Source organism: Paenibacillus sp. J14 (assembly GCF_000518465.1).
Classification (GTDB): Bacteria; Bacillota; Bacilli; order Paenibacillales; family Paenibacillaceae; genus Fontibacillus; species Fontibacillus barengoltzii.
On the sequence record NZ_JADQ01000009.1, the window covers coordinates 1 to 18,926 of the forward strand.

The 18,926-nt window shown below is 50.6% G+C and carries 16 protein-coding genes and 1 riboswitch; of the genes, 4 read left to right on the forward strand and 12 right to left on the reverse strand.

Annotated elements, in window-relative coordinates; all coding sequences use genetic code 11:
• Positions 1–190 precede the first annotated feature (190 nt).
• The 5 genes from M891_RS0104370 to M891_RS0104395 form a co-directional block, all read right to left on the reverse strand.
• On the reverse strand, positions 191–697 hold the full coding sequence (locus M891_RS0104370) for a chemotaxis protein CheW (protein WP_028537957.1): 507 nt from the start codon (positions 695–697) through the stop codon (positions 191–193).
• A 2-nt stretch (positions 698–699) separates the two neighbouring features.
• Complete coding sequence (locus tag M891_RS0104375; RefSeq protein WP_232228285.1) at positions 700–2,808, reverse strand: chemotaxis protein CheA; 2,109 nt, start codon at positions 2,806–2,808, stop codon at positions 700–702.
• A 152-nt stretch (positions 2,809–2,960) separates the two neighbouring features.
• Positions 2,961–3,998: a protein-glutamate methylesterase/protein-glutamine glutaminase gene (locus M891_RS0104380; protein ID WP_028537959.1), complete on the reverse strand. Its 1,038-nt coding sequence runs from the start codon at positions 3,996–3,998 to the stop codon at positions 2,961–2,963.
• A 19-nt stretch (positions 3,999–4,017) separates the two neighbouring features.
• Positions 4,018–4,830 (reverse strand): CheR family methyltransferase, encoded by an 813-nt coding sequence (locus M891_RS0104385; protein WP_028537960.1) that lies wholly within the window; start codon positions 4,828–4,830, stop codon positions 4,018–4,020.
• Between the two features lie 151 nt (positions 4,831–4,981).
• Positions 4,982–5,071: riboswitch (cyclic di-GMP riboswitch) on the reverse strand.
• A gap of 468 nt (positions 5,072–5,539) precedes the next feature.
• Positions 5,540–6,433: an RCC1 domain-containing protein gene (locus M891_RS0104395; RefSeq protein WP_028537961.1), complete on the reverse strand. Its 894-nt coding sequence runs from the start codon at positions 6,431–6,433 to the stop codon at positions 5,540–5,542.
• Between the two features lie 171 nt (positions 6,434–6,604).
• Here M891_RS0104395 and M891_RS0104400 point away from each other — a divergent pair, with 171 nt between their 5' ends.
• The 3 genes from M891_RS0104400 to M891_RS0104410 are packed head-to-tail and all read left to right on the forward strand — an operon-like array spanning position 6,605 to position 9,612.
• Positions 6,605–7,402 carry an SDR family NAD(P)-dependent oxidoreductase gene (locus M891_RS0104400; RefSeq protein WP_028537962.1) on the forward strand — a complete coding sequence of 266 codons (798 nt, stop codon included), beginning with the start codon at positions 6,605–6,607 and terminating at the stop codon, positions 7,400–7,402.
• Complete coding sequence (locus M891_RS0104405) at positions 7,399–8,175, forward strand: SDR family NAD(P)-dependent oxidoreductase (RefSeq protein WP_028537963.1); 777 nt, start codon at positions 7,399–7,401, stop codon at positions 8,173–8,175. The genes M891_RS0104400 and M891_RS0104405 overlap by 4 nt, the downstream gene beginning before the upstream one ends.
• Before the next feature lie 48 nt (positions 8,176–8,223).
• Positions 8,224–9,612, forward strand: a complete 1,389-nt coding sequence (locus M891_RS0104410; protein ID WP_028537964.1) for a mandelate racemase/muconate lactonizing enzyme family protein — start codon at positions 8,224–8,226, stop codon at positions 9,610–9,612.
• A gap of 86 nt (positions 9,613–9,698) precedes the next feature.
• Here M891_RS0104410 and M891_RS0104415 read toward each other — a convergent pair whose 3' ends face one another.
• From M891_RS0104415 to M891_RS0104430, 4 genes are all read right to left on the reverse strand, one after another.
• Positions 9,699–10,682, reverse strand: coding sequence for a mannonate dehydratase (locus tag M891_RS0104415; RefSeq protein WP_028537965.1), 984 nt, complete (start codon positions 10,680–10,682; stop codon positions 9,699–9,701).
• 25 nt (positions 10,683–10,707) lie between these two features.
• A complete protein-coding gene (locus tag M891_RS0104420; RefSeq protein WP_036699372.1) occupies positions 10,708–12,042 on the reverse strand; it encodes an ABC transporter substrate-binding protein in 1,335 nt (444 codons plus the stop codon).
• Between the two features lie 65 nt (positions 12,043–12,107).
• Positions 12,108–12,935, reverse strand: a complete 828-nt coding sequence (locus M891_RS0104425) for a carbohydrate ABC transporter permease (RefSeq protein WP_036699374.1) — start codon at positions 12,933–12,935, stop codon at positions 12,108–12,110.
• Positions 12,932–13,888: a carbohydrate ABC transporter permease gene (locus M891_RS0104430; protein WP_028537968.1), complete on the reverse strand. Its 957-nt coding sequence runs from the start codon at positions 13,886–13,888 to the stop codon at positions 12,932–12,934. The genes M891_RS0104425 and M891_RS0104430 overlap by 4 nt, the downstream gene beginning before the upstream one ends.
• A gap of 288 nt (positions 13,889–14,176) precedes the next feature.
• Here M891_RS0104430 and M891_RS0104435 point away from each other — a divergent pair, with 288 nt between their 5' ends.
• On the forward strand, positions 14,177–15,085 hold the full coding sequence (locus M891_RS0104435; RefSeq protein WP_028537969.1) for an RraA family protein: 909 nt from the start codon (positions 14,177–14,179) through the stop codon (positions 15,083–15,085).
• Positions 15,086–15,135: 50 nt separating this feature from the next.
• Here the strand turns inward: M891_RS0104435 and M891_RS0104440 are convergent, their stop codons facing one another.
• The 3 genes from M891_RS0104440 to M891_RS0104450 form a co-directional block, all read right to left on the reverse strand.
• Positions 15,136–16,311, reverse strand: coding sequence for a helix-turn-helix domain-containing protein (locus M891_RS0104440; RefSeq protein ID WP_028537970.1), 1,176 nt, complete (start codon positions 16,309–16,311; stop codon positions 15,136–15,138).
• 42 nt (positions 16,312–16,353) lie between these two features.
• Positions 16,354–17,001 carry a GntR family transcriptional regulator gene (locus M891_RS0104445; RefSeq protein ID WP_028537971.1) on the reverse strand — a complete coding sequence of 216 codons (648 nt, stop codon included), beginning with the start codon at positions 16,999–17,001 and terminating at the stop codon, positions 16,354–16,356.
• 166 nt (positions 17,002–17,167) lie between these two features.
• Positions 17,168–18,913: a class I mannose-6-phosphate isomerase gene (locus tag M891_RS0104450; RefSeq protein ID WP_028537972.1), complete on the reverse strand. Its 1,746-nt coding sequence runs from the start codon at positions 18,911–18,913 to the stop codon at positions 17,168–17,170.
• Between the last annotated feature and the right edge of the window lie 13 nt (positions 18,914–18,926).

Genomic DNA, 18,926 nt, shown 5'->3' on the forward strand with positions numbered 1-18,926 from the left:
CTGAAGAAGATCGGCAATCTCTCCTTGGGTTGAATTTTTAAAAGTTCTTCGAAGGAAAACAGACATTCTTGGAGAATATACAAAGTGACTTCCTCCATCCTTGAGGTTTTTGGGTTTGGTCACTTGAAAACTTCTCCAAGTTGGGGTGAAGTCCCTTTTTTATGTCCGAAAATCCTTACGGCTCAAGGCCTCAGATTACTGCAAAACGCTCATTTAATAGTTGATCTACTTCGTAATCATTCAGCAGCTTCTCGCAATCCAATAACAGCTTGACTTCATTCCCCACTTTTCCAATGCCCATCACAAAGCGATTGCTTCGTTGATTCAGATCTGGCGGTGCCACGACTTCACTGGACGGGATGCTAATTACCTCTGCCACACTATCGACAATCAAGCCAATCGATAATTCATTGATGTCGATAACGACAATACATGTTCGCTCCATATACTCCCGGAACGGCTTCTTAAATCGTACCCGTACATCCATCACCGGGATAATTTTGCCCCGCAAATTCACGATTCCGCGCACAAAATCGGGCATTTCCGGCACGCTGGTAATTTTCTGCAACCCGATAATTTCCGTCACATACCTGATTTCAATCCCATAGCATTCTTCGTCCACAATAAAGGTCAAGTACTTATCCTTTTGCGAGTCTTCCTCCAAAAGATCTACATCCTCTCGAACGGCCTCCGACATCTTCACCACTCCTCTTCTTTCATTTTTAATAAGCCTTGAACATCCAGGATCAAGCTGATATCCCCATCCCCCAGTAAGGTACAGCCGGATATCCCTTCAACGGTGTTAAATCCTCTTATATAAGGCGGCAGCGCTTTAACAACAACCTGTTGTTGGCCGACCAGCTCGTCCACAAAAATACATAACCCTCTGCCATCCTGTTCCACCATAATCAAAATGCCATCGGTTAACTGGGTAGTATTTGTAGGTACATGATACCGTTCATGAATGCGTAGAATCGGGTAACATTCTCCCCGAACCATGATCATTTCGTTCCCGTGCGGATCAGTAATGAGATCCTTAACGAGAGGCTTGAACGACTCTTTAATCGACGTCGTAGGTAACGTATACTGGGCATCTCCCACCCGAACATTCATCCCGTCAATGATCGCGAGCGTAAGCGGAATTTTGATTGTAAAGGTTGAGCCCTTACCGGGTTCACTGTTAACAAAAATCGTTCCGCCAACTGCCGCGATGTTCTGCATTACGACATCCATCCCAACGCCTCGGCCGCTGTACTCCGTGATGTTCTCCCTGGTCGAAAATCCAGGAAGGAAAATCAGGTTGAAGATCTCCTTGTCGGTCATATCCCCTTCGGATTTATGCAGCAGATGATTCGCTCTTGCCTTCTCTAAAATTTTCTGTTTGTTTAATCCCCGACCATCATCTCTCACGATAATCATGACTTCGCCGCCAACATTGAGCGCTTCCAGCGTCAAGGTTCCGGTTTCCGGCTTCCCTGCCTCCATTCGCTCTTGGGTGGTTTCTAAACCATGATCAACCGCATTTCTCACCAAATGCATCAGTGGATCTGAGATATGTTCAATAATGTTCTTATCTACTTCCGTTTCTTCACCTAACAGTTGTAACTGTACGTTCTTCCCAAGCTTTTTGCTCATATCCCGCACAACCCGATGCATTCGTTGGAACGTTGTGGCTAGCGGAACCATGCGGATTTCCATCACCTTGTCTTGAATTTCCTTGGTGATCTTCTGTAAATGACTTGCAGCCTTTTGAAACTGCTCCAGTTGCAAGCCGATAATATCCGGGTTTTGAGTGACCATCGCTTCCGCGATGACTAATTCCCCAACCAAATCCATCAGCTCGTCCAACTTGCCCACATTTACGTTGATGGATTTCCCTTGATAACTGCTTGTTGAACTCTTCGTCTCTTTAACAGTTGGATTGTCCACGATCGCGGGCTTAGCAGAGCTTGGTTTCTCTACAATGCTCTGCAAATCAGGAAGCACTTGTATTTCTTGAACGACTTGTCCCTCTCCTTGAACCTCATCTTGGACCTCTTGAGCTTTCTCCTTGTCTGAAACCGCTTGTTCTCTGTCTAGTTCAACCTGCTCTAGTTCCAAACACTTCAGATAACTGGTTTGGGAGAGCACCGAGTAGATCTCGTCATACGTTTTGCTCGTCCGAATAAACAACTGAAATCCTTGATTTCGTATCGTTTCCGCCGATGTCGGATCTTCCAGCACGTCCTCCGGAATATGCCAGTAATCCTCGAGCTGATCCTTGAGTTGATGAACGATTTGATACGCTCTGATGTTCTCCATCTCGCAATCCTCAGTGAAGAGGATCTGAGCTTTAAAATTGTTCGATGATCGAACTATCTCAGCCTGAGAAGCCCTTTCATCTGCTTTGGTAATAGAACGTTGTTGTTCAAGAGAGCCTAATAGCCCTTTAACTCTCTGCGTGATTGCCGTAAAATCTCCATCGGCGTGCTCGCCATGTTTGATTTTATGGAGCTCAATTTTCGTAAAGTCAACGCCCTCCAGCATCAAATCGGACAACTCAGACCAATCTTCCAATTTGAGATGGTATTGACGTAAATAAGAAAAAAGATCTTCCAATGCATGCGATAAGGTCGCTATGTTATGAAATTGCATCATCGAGGAAGAGCCCTTAATCGTATGCATGATGCGAAAAATCTCGTTAATCATCTCTTCTGAGAAGAAATTCGCATTCTCACAAGTCAGAATGATTTCTTCCAGCTGTTCGACCAGCTGAGAGGTTTCGGTAATGTATGCCTCAAATATGGGGTCGCCTTGCTGATATCCCATCATTTCCCTCCCTATTCTTCCTTTGGATGTCGTACCCTTTACTGGTTTAATAAATTAAAGGAAAAAGCTTTTGCGTCACTGGTTTTCAGTTGTTTAACCCAACCTAATTAGTGTGACCGGCATTCAATGAATGCCCTACAATAAAGACGGTTTTACAGCATCGTACTTAAAACATGAGAAATGTTAGACAGCGAGGTTTGTTTCTCTACTGCTCCCAGATCATAGGCCACTTTCGGCATCCCATATACAACAGAGGATTGCTCATCTTGTCCAATAGTTCGGGCGCCTTTGCGTTTCATAGCCAGCAATCCTTTGGCTCCGTCATAACCCATACCGGTCAAGATAATTCCGATCGATTGATTCCCCGCCTCTTTCGCCACGGATTCAAACAACACATCAATCGAGGGACAATGGCGATTGACTTTATCGCCTGCAAAACATTCGACCACGAAATGATCTCCGGAACGCTTCACTCGCATATGTTTATCTCCCGGTGCAATCAGCACTTTGCCCCGCTCAATCGTATCGCCTGTTTGGGCTTCCTTCACACGAATCGATAAGCTCTGATTCAGCCGTTCGGCGAACATTCTCGAGAACATGGGAGGGATATGCTGAACAATAACGATACCTGGCATATCCTTGGGCAACGACTTTAACACGGTATAAATCGCCTCTGTACCGCCGGTAGAAGCCCCGATGGCAATCACTTCCTTGGTTGTAGCAGGTTTCGCAGTAACCAGCTTCGTTGGCGGATCGGCAGGAGAAGCGGCCAGTTTCTTCGGTTGATGGACAATTTTTGCTTTCGAGCCAATCTTGATTTTCTCGATCAGTTCTTCGATAAACTTCTCCACATGCGATAACTTGTTATCCGGCTTCGAGATAAAATCAATCGCACCGGCGTTTAAGGCGTCAAACACGGACGAACTGATCGCGCTGACCACGATAACGGGAATCGAATACTGAGGCAGCAAGCGCCGAAGAAATTCAATCCCGTTCATTTTCGGCATTTGCACGTCGCAGACCATGAGATTCGGATGATATTTTAATATCTTGTCCCTTGCTTCGAATGGATCCGCAGCTGTAGCTACAACTTCAATGTCAGGGTCCGTCGTAATCCCGCGGGCAATCATTTCGCGAAACACCATGGAATCATCTACGACCAGAACTTTAATCTTATTTCTGACCTGCATCCAGGCAACTCTCCAATCGTTACTCTTTGCGATAAACCGCAGGCATCACGTACTTAAATTTGGTGTGATCCCGTTGGATCGTTTCGGAATGACCAATAAATAAATACCCTCCGGGGACTAGACTGTCGTAAAATTTGTGAATCAGTTGCATGCGCGTACTTGCGTCAAAATAGATCATCACATTCCGGCAAAAGATCACATGAAACTTCTTTTTGAAGGGGAACGGATCCATGAGATTAAATCGCCGAAAAACCACTTCGTTTTTGATTTTGGGCTTCACTTTATATTGGTTCATCCCATGCGGATGAAAATAATCATGTTTCCAACGCTCCGGCAACAGCGCAACCTCTTCACGGCTGTAAATCCCTTTCTTAGCTTCAATCAGCACCTTTTCCGATATATCGGTCGCCAACAGCTTTGTATCCCATCCGAGCCGAGCATTTCCAAAAAATTCATTGATTAGGATGGCTAAAGTATAGGCTTCCTCCCCTGTGGAACAACCGGCGCTCCACACCCTCAAATCTCGATCTTTGATTTTGGGGACTTGTTCGGGGAGAACTTTGGCGCGAAACAAATCAAAATGATCTGATTCTCTCATAAAGTATGTATGATTGGTTGTCATCTGATTGATAAACGTTCTTGCGGCTTCGCCGCTCTGATCGGTAGCAATATAGTTCAAGTAGTCCGAGAAATTTTCCATGTTCAGCGAATTCAAGACGTTCCACAATCGGCCCATTACCAACGTTCTCTTCTCGTCGCTCAAATGAATCCCAAAATTTGTTTTGATATAACCGGCTAATTTGATAAATTCCTTATCTGAAATTTCAATCATCACTTCACCTCCCCTATACGAAGAGAGAGCCATAAGACTCTCCCGTTTGAGAATTACACCTTCGTTGCCGAATTCATGTTATCCGTTAAAAGAAAAACCCTTCTAGTTGTCTGGAAGGGCATCGTCAATGCATGAATTCAGCAATTCAGTCATTGGCAACCTGGCAATCATAGCTCTATTTCAGAACTTTAGACCCATGGCTTTGCGTCATTACTTTTCAGTAATTTTGCCCAGAAAATTATGAAGGTGGTTTATGCGAAAAAGATCAGAATATGTCGAATTCGACAGTGATTTTCGACATATTTCGATTTGTTATGTAAGATTATAGCAGTGGTCTTGAAAAAAACAATGAACAAAACGAAAATTTTCAGGTTTAAAATGTAAGATAGGCGTATAGTCCTATTTTTAAATTAATTTTAGACAAATTTCAGAACTTTGAGAGTTTTCCTAACATCACCCGAACCCAAAAAAGCCCTGCCTCCCTCTCACATTTTTTAGTGAAAGTGGAAGCAAGGCTTATGGGAGGAAGTTCATCCTCAAGGACCCTGAGATTGCGATTTCAGCTGTCGCTGCTGTTATCGCAAATGCTGCTTTTAAACGCATGCTTTTTGCCAGTTTCATAGAGTTCGAACCTCCTATGTGTTTTGAGTTTCTGTACTCTATGATAAGGGCCAATATTAATGAGATATGCTGATAGTGTTAAATAGGGTTAAAGTAACAAATTTATCCCTCTCCACTTGCTAACCTCACATTGACCGTACTCATTATGGCCAGTCGCCACAACCGAGCCATCCGCCTTTAGACCAAGTGTATGCGCACATCCTGCGGCAATGGCAACAATTTCACGCCAGTTGCTGACCTCGCATTGACCATATTGATTCGAGCCCGCTGCCACTACGGTGCCGTCCGATTTCAATCCAACCGTATGATAGCTGCCGGCAGCAACTGCCATAATTCCTCGCCAATCCCCTACCTCGCATTGGTGATGCTTGTTCGCCCCTGTGGCTACGACCGTGCCATCCGATCGAAGACCTGCGGTGTGGAGATAACCGGCCGCCACGGACTTGATATTATGCCACTGGCTCACATGACATTGGCCGTAGCGATTGTTACCGGCCATGATCACGGTTCCGTCGGCGCTCAGACCAGCGGTATGCCAATCCCCTGCTGCGATCGCCACGATATCCCGCCAACTGCTGACTTCGCATTGGCCTTCCGCATTCCGCCCTACGGCCACCACTGTACCATCGCCTCTTAACCCAAGCGTTCTGCGCCACCCCGCCGCAATGCTTACGACTCCGCTCCATTCGCTCACTTCGCATTGCTGATGCCCATTCCATCCCGTGGCAACCACCGTACCGTCCGACCGAAGCCCCACGGTATGCGACTTTCCTGTGTTCGTTGCCATATGAACATTACCTGCCGCCACCGCCACGATCCCCCGCCAATCGCTGACATCACACTGGCCATTTCGGACATCTCCTACAGCCATCACTGTACCGTCCGACCGAAGTCCAACGGAATGCCGCGGGCCAGCCGCTAAAGGGATATTCATCTGCTGTACGCCTTGGAACGCCGATATTTTCGGAGAAATTGGCTCCATAGTTATCCCCCTTGCCAAGAAATTAAGCTATCCCCATCTTACGAAAGGCTTCCTAAAAAAATCAAACAAAATCATAAGTTTCACGTCTCGAACCCGGAACGGTCGAAACTTATGATGAGAGTGTGTCATAGCTAGCCGCCCTGACTTGGGCGTGCTATTCGGAGGTGATGTATGAAGCGATCACCGCAAGTCGTTTGGATTACAGACGCCGACCAGCCGACGGGCAAAGCATTGATCCGTCGCTGGGCTAAGGATGGCGCCCATCTCCTGCTAAGTAGTCCGTCCAATGGCATAGAGATTGCAGCTGAAATCAACTTGGCTAAAGCTTCCGGCTCCAAAGTGCTCGTAAGCAATGTCGATTTAAACTCCGGCACCAACGCAAACGAGCTTGTGCTGCAAGCAGAACGGGAGCTTGGTGCCCTGCAGGTGCTGATCCATAATCATGACCTGTTCGTACCTTTTTCCGTTGAAGCCGGCTCTGAAGCATTGTTCCGCGAGGTGATCCACACCAACGCAAAATCGGCCTTTCTTTGCACGCAAGCTGCCGGGAAAGTGATGGCTGCACGGGAGTCTGGCTGCATCATCTTTATTTCCTCCATCCATGCTGAGAAACCTAACGGCTCCTCCTTCGCCTACAGTGCCTCCAAAAGCGCCATAAAGCTGCTTGCTAAAGAAGCGGCCCTTGAGCTTGGGCGACACAGCATCCGTGTGAATACCATTGAAGCTGGCCCCATCCCAGGCGATAATGAGCGATTCCGCAGTTCGCTGACCACGCTCTATCGCAGCTACGAAACCAAGGTGCCGAGCGCCCGGCTGGGGACAGTGGACGATATCGCAAATGTTGCCTGCTTCCTGGCGTCAGACGATGCGAGTTACTTGAACGGCGCGGATTTGCGGTTGGACGGAGGTTTCCTGCTTCATTATATGGATCACAAAATGAGACAACCAAGGAGCAGTGATTCGCCATGAGTTTAACAGGCAAAGTCGTTCTCGTCACCGGATCCGGAACTGGCATCGGTCAGGGAATTGCCGTGGAAATGGCCAAGAGAGGCGCTGTCACCGCCCTTCACTATAACCGGAGTGAAGCTGGCGTACTGGAGACCAAGCGGAGAATAGACGAATCGGGGGGCCATTGCTTGATTGTCCAGGCGGACATTTCGAAGCAGAGGGAAATTAACGCGATGATACACAAGATCGAAAGCCAGGCTGGCCCAGTTGATGTTCTAGTCAACAATGCTGCTGTACAGTTGAATTACGATCTATTCAAGCACAATGGTGAGACATTTGATCTCCTGTTCGATACGAATGTGAAAGGCTACTGGCAATGCATCCAGGCTGTAATTCCCGGGATGAAACGAAAAGGAACCGGACGAATTATCCTCATCTCGTCGGTGCACGCCAAACGCCCCACCGATTTTGACCCGGTGTATGCCATGACCAAAGGTGCGATCCGCATGCTGGGGCGGGAAAGTGCCATTGAGCTGGCGCCCTTTGGCATTACGGTGAACACGATTGAGCCGGGAGCCGTTGATGTGGGCAAATACACCCGCATCTCACCGGACGATCCGGATGCAGAGAAGAAACGGGAAGCACGGCGTAAGCAGCAACAGGAGAAGTTTCCGTTGGGGCGCGTTGGTCTCCCCATTGACGTGGCTCACCTCGCCTGCTTCATCGCGTCAGACGAAAGTGAATTCATGACGGGTTCTGCTATTCGACTCGATGGCGGGAGCATGCTCTTGTAACCCGCATAGCTGCTGGCTGCAGCCAATCCTTCCATAAGGAGTGATTTCATGGTAAATAAAGAAACGTACGAAGAAACGCTGGCCCATGTCCGTACCTCCTCCAGCCCTTCGGAGCTTCGCATTACCGATATCCGCTTTACCGATATCGTCGGCGGACCGTTCCACAGCAGCCTGATCAAGGTCTACACGAACCAAGGGCTGGTCGGCTTCGGGGAAGTCCGCGACGGCGCGGATAAGGTATATGCCCTCATGTTGAAAAGCCGGCTTCTCGGGGAGAACCCGTGCAACATCGACAAGCTATTCCGCCGGATTAAGCAGTTCGGGGGGCACGCCCGTCAAGGCGGCGGCGTCAGCGGACTTGAGATCGCACTTTGGGATCTGGCCGGCAAAGCGTACGGAGTGCCGATCTATCAAATGCTGGGCGGCAAGTTCCGCGACCGAGTCCGCATGTATTGCGACACGGACGTTGTGGGCAAAGACACCGGCAAAGCAATGGGAGAGGCGCTGAAGAAACGGATGGAGGCCGGCTTCACCTTCCTGAAGATGGACCTTGGCATCGGACAGCTCATCAACGAACCGGGCACCCTTAGCGCACCGCTTGGCTTCCTGGAGGACATGCGGGAAATCTCAAAGCGCCGGTACGCCCGAGACAAAGGTGATCTTACCGAGCAAGAGCTTCGTGAAATCAAAAACCGCCATTACGACATTTTCAATATCCCTCATCCTTTCACCGGCATTCATATTACCGAAAAAGGACTCGACATGCTCGAGCAATACGTCGCTGAAGTTCGATCTGTGATCGGCAATCATGTACCGCTGGCCATCGATCACTTTGGTCATATCGGCCTGGAAGATTGCATCAAACTGGGCCGGCGCATCGACAAGTTCAACCTTGCCTGGATGGAGGATATGATTCCGTGGCAGTATACGGACCAATACGCCCGCCTGTCCCGCGCCGTGACGACGCCGATCTGTACGGGCGAAGACATTTACTTGAAGGAAAACTTCAAGCCGCTGCTTGAAGCCGGCGGCGTCTCCGTCATCCACCCAGACGTGCTGACAGCTGGAGGCATCCTCGAGACGAAGAAAATCGGAGACATGGCGCAGGATTACGGCGTGGCCATGGCGATCCATATGGCCGAAAGCCCCATCGCCTGCCTAGCAGCAGCTCACGTCGCCGTCGCCACCGAGAACTTCCTTGCGCTTGAATACCATTCCTGTGACGTCGATTGGTGGGACGACATCGTGATCGGCAGCCGCCTTCCGGAAAGAATCGTCCAGAACGGCTTCATCACGCTGACGGACGCCCCCGGACTTGGGATCGATGATCTCAATGACGAAGTGCTGGCAGCTCACCTTCACCCGGAAATCGGCGGTCTCTGGGAATCTACAGACCAATGGAATTATCATTATTCTAACGATCGGCAGTGGAGTTAACGCTCTGCTGCTTTTTTTATGTGTTTGTAAAAAAAGGATCGTCCTGACGGCATTGCCGGTCAAGACGATCCTTCTCTCGAATATCCTTATCGGGCAGCGGAACCTGGGGTCATCTTGGCCGCCGCCTCCATTAAGCCGGTAATATAACCGACGCCAAACAGACGGCCAAGCAGCTCATACCCCGGGTTTTCGTTGCTCTCACCTTCCATCGTTGGCACGTGATCCGGTCTCGCCGGACCGTCAAAGCCTAGCTCGTAATACGTCTTCATCGCTTCGAGCATATCCGTCTGACCATCGTCATGGAACGTTTCCTCGAACTTCTCGGGCGTGCCCTTCACGTCGCGGAAGTGAACAAAGAACAGCTTCTGCTGATTGGCAAAATGCCGAATCACCGCTGGAATGTCTTCGCCGGCCGTTGCCAGCGTCCCTTGGCACAGCGTGATGCCGCTGTACGCGCTGGGCACCAGATCGATCGCCCGCTGCAACGCCGCCGCGCTCGTCAAGATCCGGGATACGCCGCGAATTGGCGAAATCGGCGGATCGTCCGGATGAAGCGCCAGCTTCACCCGGGCGGATTCTGCGACCGGAACGATTTTTTCCAGAAAATAATGCAGGTTCTCCCACAGCTGCTTCTCCGTCACGATTCCAGCTTCCGTTAATGGCGCATTCGCCATCAAGCTGTGATCGTAGCTGGAGACAAGCGCACCCCCTCGCGTTCGGGTCGTCGTGGATGTGCGGAACCAGTTAAATTGCGCCATAAAGTTATAGCAAAGTACGGGAATGCCCGCAGCCCCCATATTCACAATAAGTTGCTGAAAAATCTCGATCTCCTCGTCACGGCCGGGCGTCCCGAGCTTGATCTTGTTGCTGGGCGGCATCGATTCAATTACGGACAACGTCAGCCCAAAGTCGGCAAAACGCTGCTTCATCCGGATCAGCGGCATTAAATCCCATGGCTTCTCCGTCTTCTCGTCCCACGGCAGCCCGCTGACCGCATAATTGACGTTCATCTGCTTCGACAAATGCCACAGTTGATCGGGCTGAGTTGAAAGAAATTCCGCAAGCTGCATTTGATGATTCCCCGCTTTCTATCGCTTATTTCCCCGCCTTGGCCGCCAGTTCTTTGCCAAGCTTGTCGATCTTGTTATAGGCCTCTTCAATCGATTGCTGGCCGAATGTCACCGCATCCATCTCCTTCTTATAGGTATCCACCCATTCCGAGAAACCAGGAGCTGGAGAATAAAAAGGCAACGCCTGATCTACAGATAAATCGTAAATTTCCTTCCCAAGCTTATCCTTGGTTTCCAGATTCGGTTCCAGCTTCTTGTAAATATCCGGATTGATTGGAATGCCGCGGGTCAAGCCAAGCACATCTCCTGCCGCTTCATCGGTGATAAACCATTTCACGAATTTTTTCGCTTCTTCCTTGTTCTTTGAATTGGTGCTGACGCTCAGGAAAATCGTGGACTGCGCCCAGCCCCCGCCTGCAGGACCAACCGGCATGTTCACTACGCCTACCTTGCCCGGCATGAGCAGTTCCAGCGCACTGACGGAACCGGTGGTTGCCCCTCTCGTCATGACCACTCCGCTGGCCATCGGGTCTGCCTGCGGATCGTTTTCAAGGAAGGCGGCGGACTGCTCTGCTGGAGGAACGATGTTGTCCTTACGGAACTGCTCATAGGTTTGATAGAACTTCATGAACAGGTCCTTGTCGAGCGTAAACGTCTTTCCTCCATCAGACATAATCGGCGGTTTCCCCATCGCCGTCTGATAATAGTTATAGAAGTCCCAAGTGGTGGTATCGCCGATCGGGTATTTACCCTCCGGCAGCTTGGCGCGGGCGTCCCTTGCCCATTGGAAAAACTCGTCGTACGTCCAGTCCTTATGCGGCAGCGGAATGCCATACTGCTCCAGCTCGACCTTGTTGAAGGCTGTTCCCTGGGCGTTCTGGCTCAGCGGAATGCCGTACAGCTTCCCGTCGATTTTTAGATTCTCGATCACATTAGGATCCACAATGCCAGTTAGGTCAATGTCGGACAAATCCTCGAGCTGTCCCCGGCTGACGTATTCCTGAATATATGCCGCATCCATCTGAAGGACGTCCGTCATCGTCTTGGAGGCGGCTAACGTCGGCAACTTCTGCCAATACGCGTCCCAAGCCATAAACTCTGGTTTGAATTTCACGCCGGGATTTTGCTGCGAATACAAGTCCAGCGCTTTTTGCGTTGCTTCATGTCGCGCGTCCGTTCCCCACCACATGATGCTAAGCGTCTTCTCTCCGCTGTTTCCTCCTGTTCCACCACTCCCGCCGCCGTTTCCGCCAGAATTCCCGCCGGCACGGCTTCCGCCTCCACCGCCGCCGCAAGCCGTCAAGGCCAGCAGCAGCGCCAGCGAGAGTGCGGCGAAGCTCATCCATTTTGCTTTTCTCATCATCGATATCCCCTTTCTTCTTCTCCCGATTTCTATGCGTTAGACCCTTGAAATGAAAAACGAAATCAGCCTTTCAATCCAGTCGTAGCAATCCCCTCCACGAAGTGCTTCTGCGCAAACAGGAAGATCAGTACAGACGGGATGACGGACAACAATGACATCGCCAGCAGCTGCCCCCACTGGATCTCGAACTGGTCAATGAATCCACGGAGCGCCAGCCCCACCGTAAATTTATCCACAGAGCTGAGGTACAGCACCTGCGAGAAGAAATCATCCCAGCTCCAGATGAAGGTGAAAATTGCAACCGTCACAAGCGCTGGCTTAATCAGCGGAAAGATAATCCAACTAAAAATGCCGTAGACGGACGCACCATCAATCTTCGCCGCCATGTCCAAATCCCGGGGAATGCCGCGAATAAACTGAACCAGAAGGAAGATGAAGAACGCGCCTCCCCCGAAGAAATGCGGCAGCACCAGCGGCACATAACTGTCCACAAAGCCAAAGGTGTTAAACAGAATGTACTGCGGAACGACCGTAACCTGGCCGGGCAGCATCATCGTCAGCAGGAGCACCGAGAACCAGAAGCCCCGCAGCTTGAAATCCAATCTGCCGAAGCCGTAAGCGACGATGGCGGCGGTCAGCACACCGCCAAACACGTTCCCCACCTCCATTAACAGCGTATTGCCAAAGAAATGCGCAAACGTGTAATCGTTGGAGTAGTGCCAGCCATGGATATAGTTCTCCCACATCGGCGTCTTGGGCCACAGCGTCGGCAAACTCAACTCCTCCGTCTTCTTCAGCGAAGCGCCAATCCACCAAATCACCGGATACAGCATGAGGAGCGAAAATAACGTAAGGAGCAGATGACTCGTTAACTTGGAGCCCAGCTTCATTTTGAGCCCCCTCCTTCCGATTCGTAGAACACCCAGTAGCGGGAGACGGCAAAGTTAATCGCGGTTAAAATCCCTATGATCGCCAGCAAAATCCAGGCCAGCGCCGACGCATATCCCATCTGATAGTGCTTGAACGCTTTCTCATACAAGAATAAGGCGTACACATAAGTGGAATTGACCGGTCCGCCTTTGGTAATGATGAAAGCGGAGGTGAAGGTTTGGAAGGAGCCGATGACGCCGAGGATTAAGTTAAAGAACATGACAGGAGACAGCATCGGAATGGTGATGCTGATAAATCGGCGGAACTTGTTCGCGCCGTCCACCGCCGCGGATTCGTAAAGTTCCTGCGGAATCTGCTTCAGTCCAGCCAGGAAGATGACCATCGTGGAGCCGAACTGCCACGTATTTAGCAAAATGAGTGTCCCCAGGGAGGTATCCGGGTTCGTGATCCAGCCCACACCTTGGATGCCAAACCAGGCTAGTACCTGATTGATGTAGCCGTCCAAGCCGAACATGTTGCGCCATAATGCCGCAACCGCGATGCTTCCGCCGATCAGTGAAGGGAAGTAAATCGCTGTCCGGTACAGGTTCATCCCCCTTAGCTTCTGATTAAGTGCCATCGCGACAAGCAGCGAGAACAACAGCTTCAGCGGCACGGAGAAGAGAACAAACGTAAAGGTCACACTCAACGATTTCGTAAAGGTGGAATCATTGGTAAAAATGTTGACGTAATTGCTCGTTCCCGTCCATACCGGATCTTCCAGCAAGGAATAGTCAGTAAACGACAGATAAAACGATTGGGCGATCGGCCATAATGTCAGCAATAGAAAGCCAATCAGCCACGGAGATATAAAAATATAACCGGCCAAGTGATTTGCGCCGTTCTTCACGCGCTTGCGGACGGCGCGTGGAGCGTTTCCTGCTTCATTCGAAGCGTTCATTTGTGCAGCCATCCTATGGACTCCTCCCCTCTTGCGATCCATGATTGAGATTCAGGATGTAGTTCTACTGTATTCGAAGGCGCTTTCATCCATAAAGGTGAGGAAATTATGATATTGTTTGATTTTTTAAAATTCATGGAATTCACTCTCATCCTCCGGCAGTGCCGGTAGGAAAAATTATGATCCAACAGGCAAAAAGCCTTAAGAAAGTCGCATCGACAAAAGAGCCGCCGTCCCTAACAATAGAGTCATATCGAACGGCAAGGCTTCACAATTACCCGGCTAGGAGGAGGCGCTTCAATGAAATTTGATAATCCGGAAGACATCATTCAACTGACGCCGCTTTGGAAGGGCGAACGCTTTGAGAACGGACGTCCGAAGGTACCAGATGACGTCCTGCGAAGAATTCGTAAAATTACGCTGGAGGAAGCATGGGGGCCGCTCTGGCACCGTGGCTATATGTTTCAGTTTGAAGGCGATTTCAAGATCATCCACCCCGATCAGGTGATGGTAGGACGTGCGGTGACGGCTGTGATGGTGCCGAAGCGGCCCGATCTTCACGAAACGCTGCTCCATTACGGTCATGAGCAAGAGGGACGAAGGGGCTTCTTTAACCAATGGGTGATCGATTCTCTGGTCGAGGATGATGTCGTGGTGGTCGATATGTTCGATAAAATCCACCTCGGCACCTATGTCGGCGGCAATCTGTCGACTGCCATCTCTACCCGCACGAAACGAGGCGGCGCTGTGATCTGGGGCGGTATTCGCGATAATCAGCAAGTCGCCGAGATCAAGAACATTAACATCTATTACCGCGGCAGCGACCCGACGGCGATTGGGGATGTCACGATGGTGGGCATGAACGTACCTGCCCGGATCGGCAAAGCGATTTGCCTTCCCGGCGACGTCGTGCTTGGAACACCGGCAGGCGTCATCTTCATCCCTCCCCATCTTGCCGAGCTGACTGTTGAACAGGCGGAGAAATCCCAGGTTCGCGACGTTTTTGGTTTCATCCGGTTGAAGGAAGGGGTCTATACGACCGCGCAGATTGACGCCGCTTGGCCTACCGCATTATGGGAAGACTTCATCCAGTGGTTTCAGAATGATGAGGCAGCCGCCGAATACCGTCATTTGACGTGGGAGAAGGAGCTTGAAGAGGCGCGCCGGAACGAGCAAGACGGCAGCCACCGTTCGGATGTTCGACTGTAGAGACGACTCCAACAAAAAGAAGGAAGCGGGCGCTGTACCGCTTCCTTCTTCTATTTGCTCACCGACTCCCGATATTCGCTTGGCGAGACCCCAACCTTCTTCTTGAAGATTTGACTGAAATAACGGGGATCCTGGTATCCAACCTTCTCCGCCACCTCGTAGTTCTTGTAGTGAGTGGTCCGGAGCATTTCCTTGGCTTTGTCGATCCGGATATCAGTCAGATGCTCAATGAACGTCTTGCCGGTATTCGTTTTGAAGAGCAGACTTAAATAGGTTGGCGTCATATACACCTTCTGTGCTACGCTTTGCAGGGATGCGTGCTGGCATTCCTGCTCCATGTAGTGGATGGACTTTTTAATAATGCTGCGATGATGCTCCCGCTCCTTTAAGCCAGGGGAGGCGACCTTCCACAACCCGGTCAAAAACTGGCTGACATAGCGCTTAAGCTCCTCCAGTGTGCTCAACTTCACCAAGGATGTTGCCTCAAACGGACTGTAAGCGCCTACATTTTGTTCGTCAGCTTGAACCCTTCTTTCCATGCCAACCAACATGCGGATCGTCAGCTCATACATACTTTTAATATCAATTGGACCTTTCTCCAGCACAGCCGAATAGAATCCTTCCACCGCCTCCGTAATCTCTTCTTCCGAATTCGCCGCCCGGAAACGATCATACAATTGCTGCTCTTCCTTAGCCGGGTAACGGTTGACAGGCTCCAATCGGCGAAGCTCCCCATAGTACATCAATTGCCCGCTTCCGCTGTAAAACTTGCTCTGTAACGCCCAAGCCGCCTGCCGATAAGAGAGGTGAATGTCCCTCAAATGGCTGCATGGCTTCCCCACCCCGATATATACCGGGTGTTCAAATTGTTCCCGAAGCACTGCTTGCAGCCGCCCCAGCACTTCCTTGGACACCCATGAGAACAGCAGCCCAATACGTCCGTCACCTGCAAGGAAAGCGATACTGCTTCGCGGCATCTGTTCTTGAAGCGATTTCCGAATGGTCTCCAAATAAGCCAGCTTATCGTAAGCATGATCAGCGGGAGTACTCGGCTCCAACAGCGCAATCGTTGGAAACGTGTAATACGGGTTCAGCTGAAGCCGGGTCAAGCATTCCTTCAAGTCTACCTTGGCTTCTGCGCTCCCGGAGACCAAATACCGCAGGAGACGGTCGCTCATCCAGGTCGTGATCGCCTGCTGGTCCAACACTAGACGTTCATTCAGCATACTTTTTCCCCCTTTTGAAAAACAATGAACGTGTGCATGCACCTAATCCAAATGAATGAACTTGTAAGCGTGCATGTGCTCGATAAAGGCTGCCTCCGCCGCCTCGCTGTCCCCGGTCCGGAGGGCATCAATAAGCCGCCGATGCCAATCGGCCAACATTTCCGTCGTATGATGCCGATTCGAGATGGCCATGAAGCGCATCACCTTCGTCCGCATATGGTTCCATAGCTCCAGGATGGCTTGATTGTCACAACGTTTATAGAAGAAACCATGAAAATCCATATCTAGCTCGAGAATTTGCAGCGTGTCATTCTGCTCGACGGCCTTCTCCAGGCGCTGGATCATCGCTTCCAGTTCCTCGTAATCCGCCTCCGTTAAGGTTGGCATCGTCGTGCGAACCGCGTAGCCCTCGATGATTTCCCGGAGGATGAACAGATCTCGAATCTCCTTGGACGTTATGTTGGACACCACCGACCCCTTGTTCCGAATCCCGGTAATTAATCCTTCCTGCTTCAACCGTTCCAGCGCTTCCCGCACCGGCGCCTGACTCACTTGAAATTGTCTTGCGATCTCGAGCACAAGCAGCCGGGTTCCGGGAGCCAATTCCCCAGTAAGAATTTTGCTCTTTAGACTTAAATAAATTTGTTCGCTGATGGAATTCACCAACGGGACGATTTCATTGCTTGGCATCCTTCTCAGTCTCCATTCGATTATCGTTTATCGATTATCGATAATTTGATTTGTTCCATTGTATGAGAGCATCTGCGCATCTGATACCGATTTTTGGATAAAAAACAAAAAAAGTCCGCGAAGCCTACGCCTCACGGACTATAATCAATTTTTAATTCGTGCGAACCTAACGAACCGATGCAACGATAATCATGACCTTCTCCCCTTCTGACACTCCCGAAGGCCGGATCGAGTAAGTGCCAACGGCTGCCGGGACAATCACCGTCTCGGCGTAATGGACCTCAAATGGAGGAAAAGCGTCGGTCTTACTATAGATCGTAATTTGCCCGCCTTCTACGAGATTCAGCACCTGGACGCTGTCGTTACATTCCATGTCGATCGACTGCGAGAAGGTGTACCGGAAGGTCTCGATAAATTGCCGGGAATGCAGGCCGGTTCGCTCCACTTTACGGTGTTCCGATTCCTCCAGCACTTCCTCCTGATGAATAAGATTCCCCTTAACCCAAGCGGTGTCCCAATCCCATTGGATATTCTTCAGCCCATGCTCCAGATGGGTAGGTCGAGGAAGACCATCCAGGCCTACACGTCCCCAGTCCCATAGCTTAAAGGTAAAAATATACGGGGTCGCGCTAATCTCCAGCACCATCGTGTCCTTGCCTGAGCAGTGGATCGTCCCTGCAGGAATCAGCAGATGATCATGCTTTTTGACCGGGATTTTGTTCACATACTCCTCGGCCGGGAAGGGCGCCTCTCCACTTTGAGCACGGTACAGATCGCTCGCCATGCGTTCGTGGTCCACCTGTTCTTTGAGTCCCAAATACACGAAAGCCTCTCCGTCTTCAGCTGCGTCCAAAATATAATAACTCTCATCTTGGGTATAGTGCATGCCAAACGTCTGCTGGATATATCCGGTCAGCGGATGAACCTGGAGCGACAAATTCCCGCCCCCCATGGTATCCAGCAAATCAAAGCGGATCGGGAATTCCGCTCCGAAGCGAGCGTGTACCCGCTCCCCTAACAAAGCACGGGGGCAGAACAGCACCAGGTCCATCGCCGGAACTTCCATAGTAACGTTTCCGAACCGAAACTGAAGGCTGTTCTCTTCCGGCACCCCGTCGAAGCTCCAAGCATAGTTTGGCGGTCCATCGGGAAGGCCGAAGTTCTCCCGCATCCACTGCCCGCCCCATACTCCGGGATCAAAATAGGGCTTCAGACGGAACGGCCGCGAAGCCGCCGATTGAAGAGCTGCGCAAAAAGCGTTCCCGGTAACCATGTTGGGCTGCTCCGGCTTGGTGGTTTCCATCAGATAATCCAAGCTTCCCAGCAACTCGGCTTTATGCCGGTCCGCGATGCGCCATTCGACAAAGAAGCCGCGTTTATATTTTTCTAGAATAGGCGCATCGGGATTGTCAGCCAGCCAGTTGGTCATTCCCCGGCGATAGCGCAGCTGGATCTCCCAACGGGGCAAATCGAGGTATACGAGCAAATCCCCTTGGGTGACAAGGGAGGCGCCGGTTCCGTAAAGAAATACCGGGCCATCGGATCGTTTAATTTCCTCCCGCAATGCATCCAGGGAGGCAGGATCAAAACAATGCTCCAGCTTGCCGTAAAACATCACCCCAAACACCGGGTCCGGCGGAAGACTGGGAGCAAGAAGCTGTTCCAGCTGCTCCGGCGGCAACAAGCACGTTTCGCAATCCAGCATCCGCGCTGGAGACAAAAGCGCCAGCTCCCGGGCCACTTCTTCTTTATCCGTGCCCGGATAACAATCAAACACAAACACACGGTGTTGCTTCATTTGCTGCCTCAGCTCTTCCCGAATGGCTTCCCATCCCGAAAAAGCATGCTCATCCCAACCCGGTATGTCCACTACCGGCTCCAAGTCGTAGTTGCGGTACTTCGTGTTGTTCATATCCCAATGCTCC

Bases quoted from the DNA above. Each gene is read 5' to 3' on its own strand.
- M891_RS0104425 (WP_036699374.1), bottom strand. From the start codon at position 12,935: ATGAAGCTGGGCTCCAAGTTAACGAGTCATCTGCTCCTTACGTTATTT.
- M891_RS0104420 (WP_036699372.1), bottom strand. From the start codon at position 12,042: ATGAGAAAAGCAAAATGGATGAGCTTCGCCGCACTCTCGCTGGCGCTG.
- M891_RS0104440 (WP_028537970.1), bottom strand. From the start codon at position 16,311: ATGCTGAATGAACGTCTAGTGTTGGACCAGCAGGCGATCACGACCTGG.
- M891_RS0104415 (WP_028537965.1), bottom strand. From the start codon at position 10,682: ATGCAGCTTGCGGAATTTCTTTCAACTCAGCCCGATCAACTGTGGCAT.
- M891_RS0104450 (WP_028537972.1), bottom strand. From the start codon at position 18,913: ATGAACAACACGAAGTACCGCAACTACGACTTGGAGCCGGTAGTGGAC.
- M891_RS0104370 (WP_028537957.1), bottom strand. From the start codon at position 697: ATGTCGGAGGCCGTTCGAGAGGATGTAGATCTTTTGGAGGAAGACTCG.
- M891_RS0104435 (WP_028537969.1), top strand. From the start codon at position 14,177: ATGAAATTTGATAATCCGGAAGACATCATTCAACTGACGCCGCTTTGG.
- M891_RS0104445 (WP_028537971.1), bottom strand. From the start codon at position 17,001: ATGCCAAGCAATGAAATCGTCCCGTTGGTGAATTCCATCAGCGAACAA.
- M891_RS0104430 (WP_028537968.1), bottom strand. From the start codon at position 13,888: ATGGCTGCACAAATGAACGCTTCGAATGAAGCAGGAAACGCTCCACGC.
- M891_RS0104400 (WP_028537962.1), top strand. From the start codon at position 6,605: ATGAAGCGATCACCGCAAGTCGTTTGGATTACAGACGCCGACCAGCCG.
- M891_RS0104395 (WP_028537961.1), bottom strand. From the start codon at position 6,433: ATGGAGCCAATTTCTCCGAAAATATCGGCGTTCCAAGGCGTACAGCAG.
- M891_RS0104410 (WP_028537964.1), top strand. From the start codon at position 8,224: ATGGTAAATAAAGAAACGTACGAAGAAACGCTGGCCCATGTCCGTACC.
- M891_RS0104375 (WP_232228285.1), bottom strand. From the start codon at position 2,808: ATGGGATATCAGCAAGGCGACCCCATATTTGAGGCATACATTACCGAA.
- M891_RS0104380 (WP_028537959.1), bottom strand. From the start codon at position 3,998: ATGCAGGTCAGAAATAAGATTAAAGTTCTGGTCGTAGATGATTCCATG.
- M891_RS0104385 (WP_028537960.1), bottom strand. From the start codon at position 4,830: ATGATTGAAATTTCAGATAAGGAATTTATCAAATTAGCCGGTTATATC.
- M891_RS0104405 (WP_028537963.1), top strand. From the start codon at position 7,399: ATGAGTTTAACAGGCAAAGTCGTTCTCGTCACCGGATCCGGAACTGGC.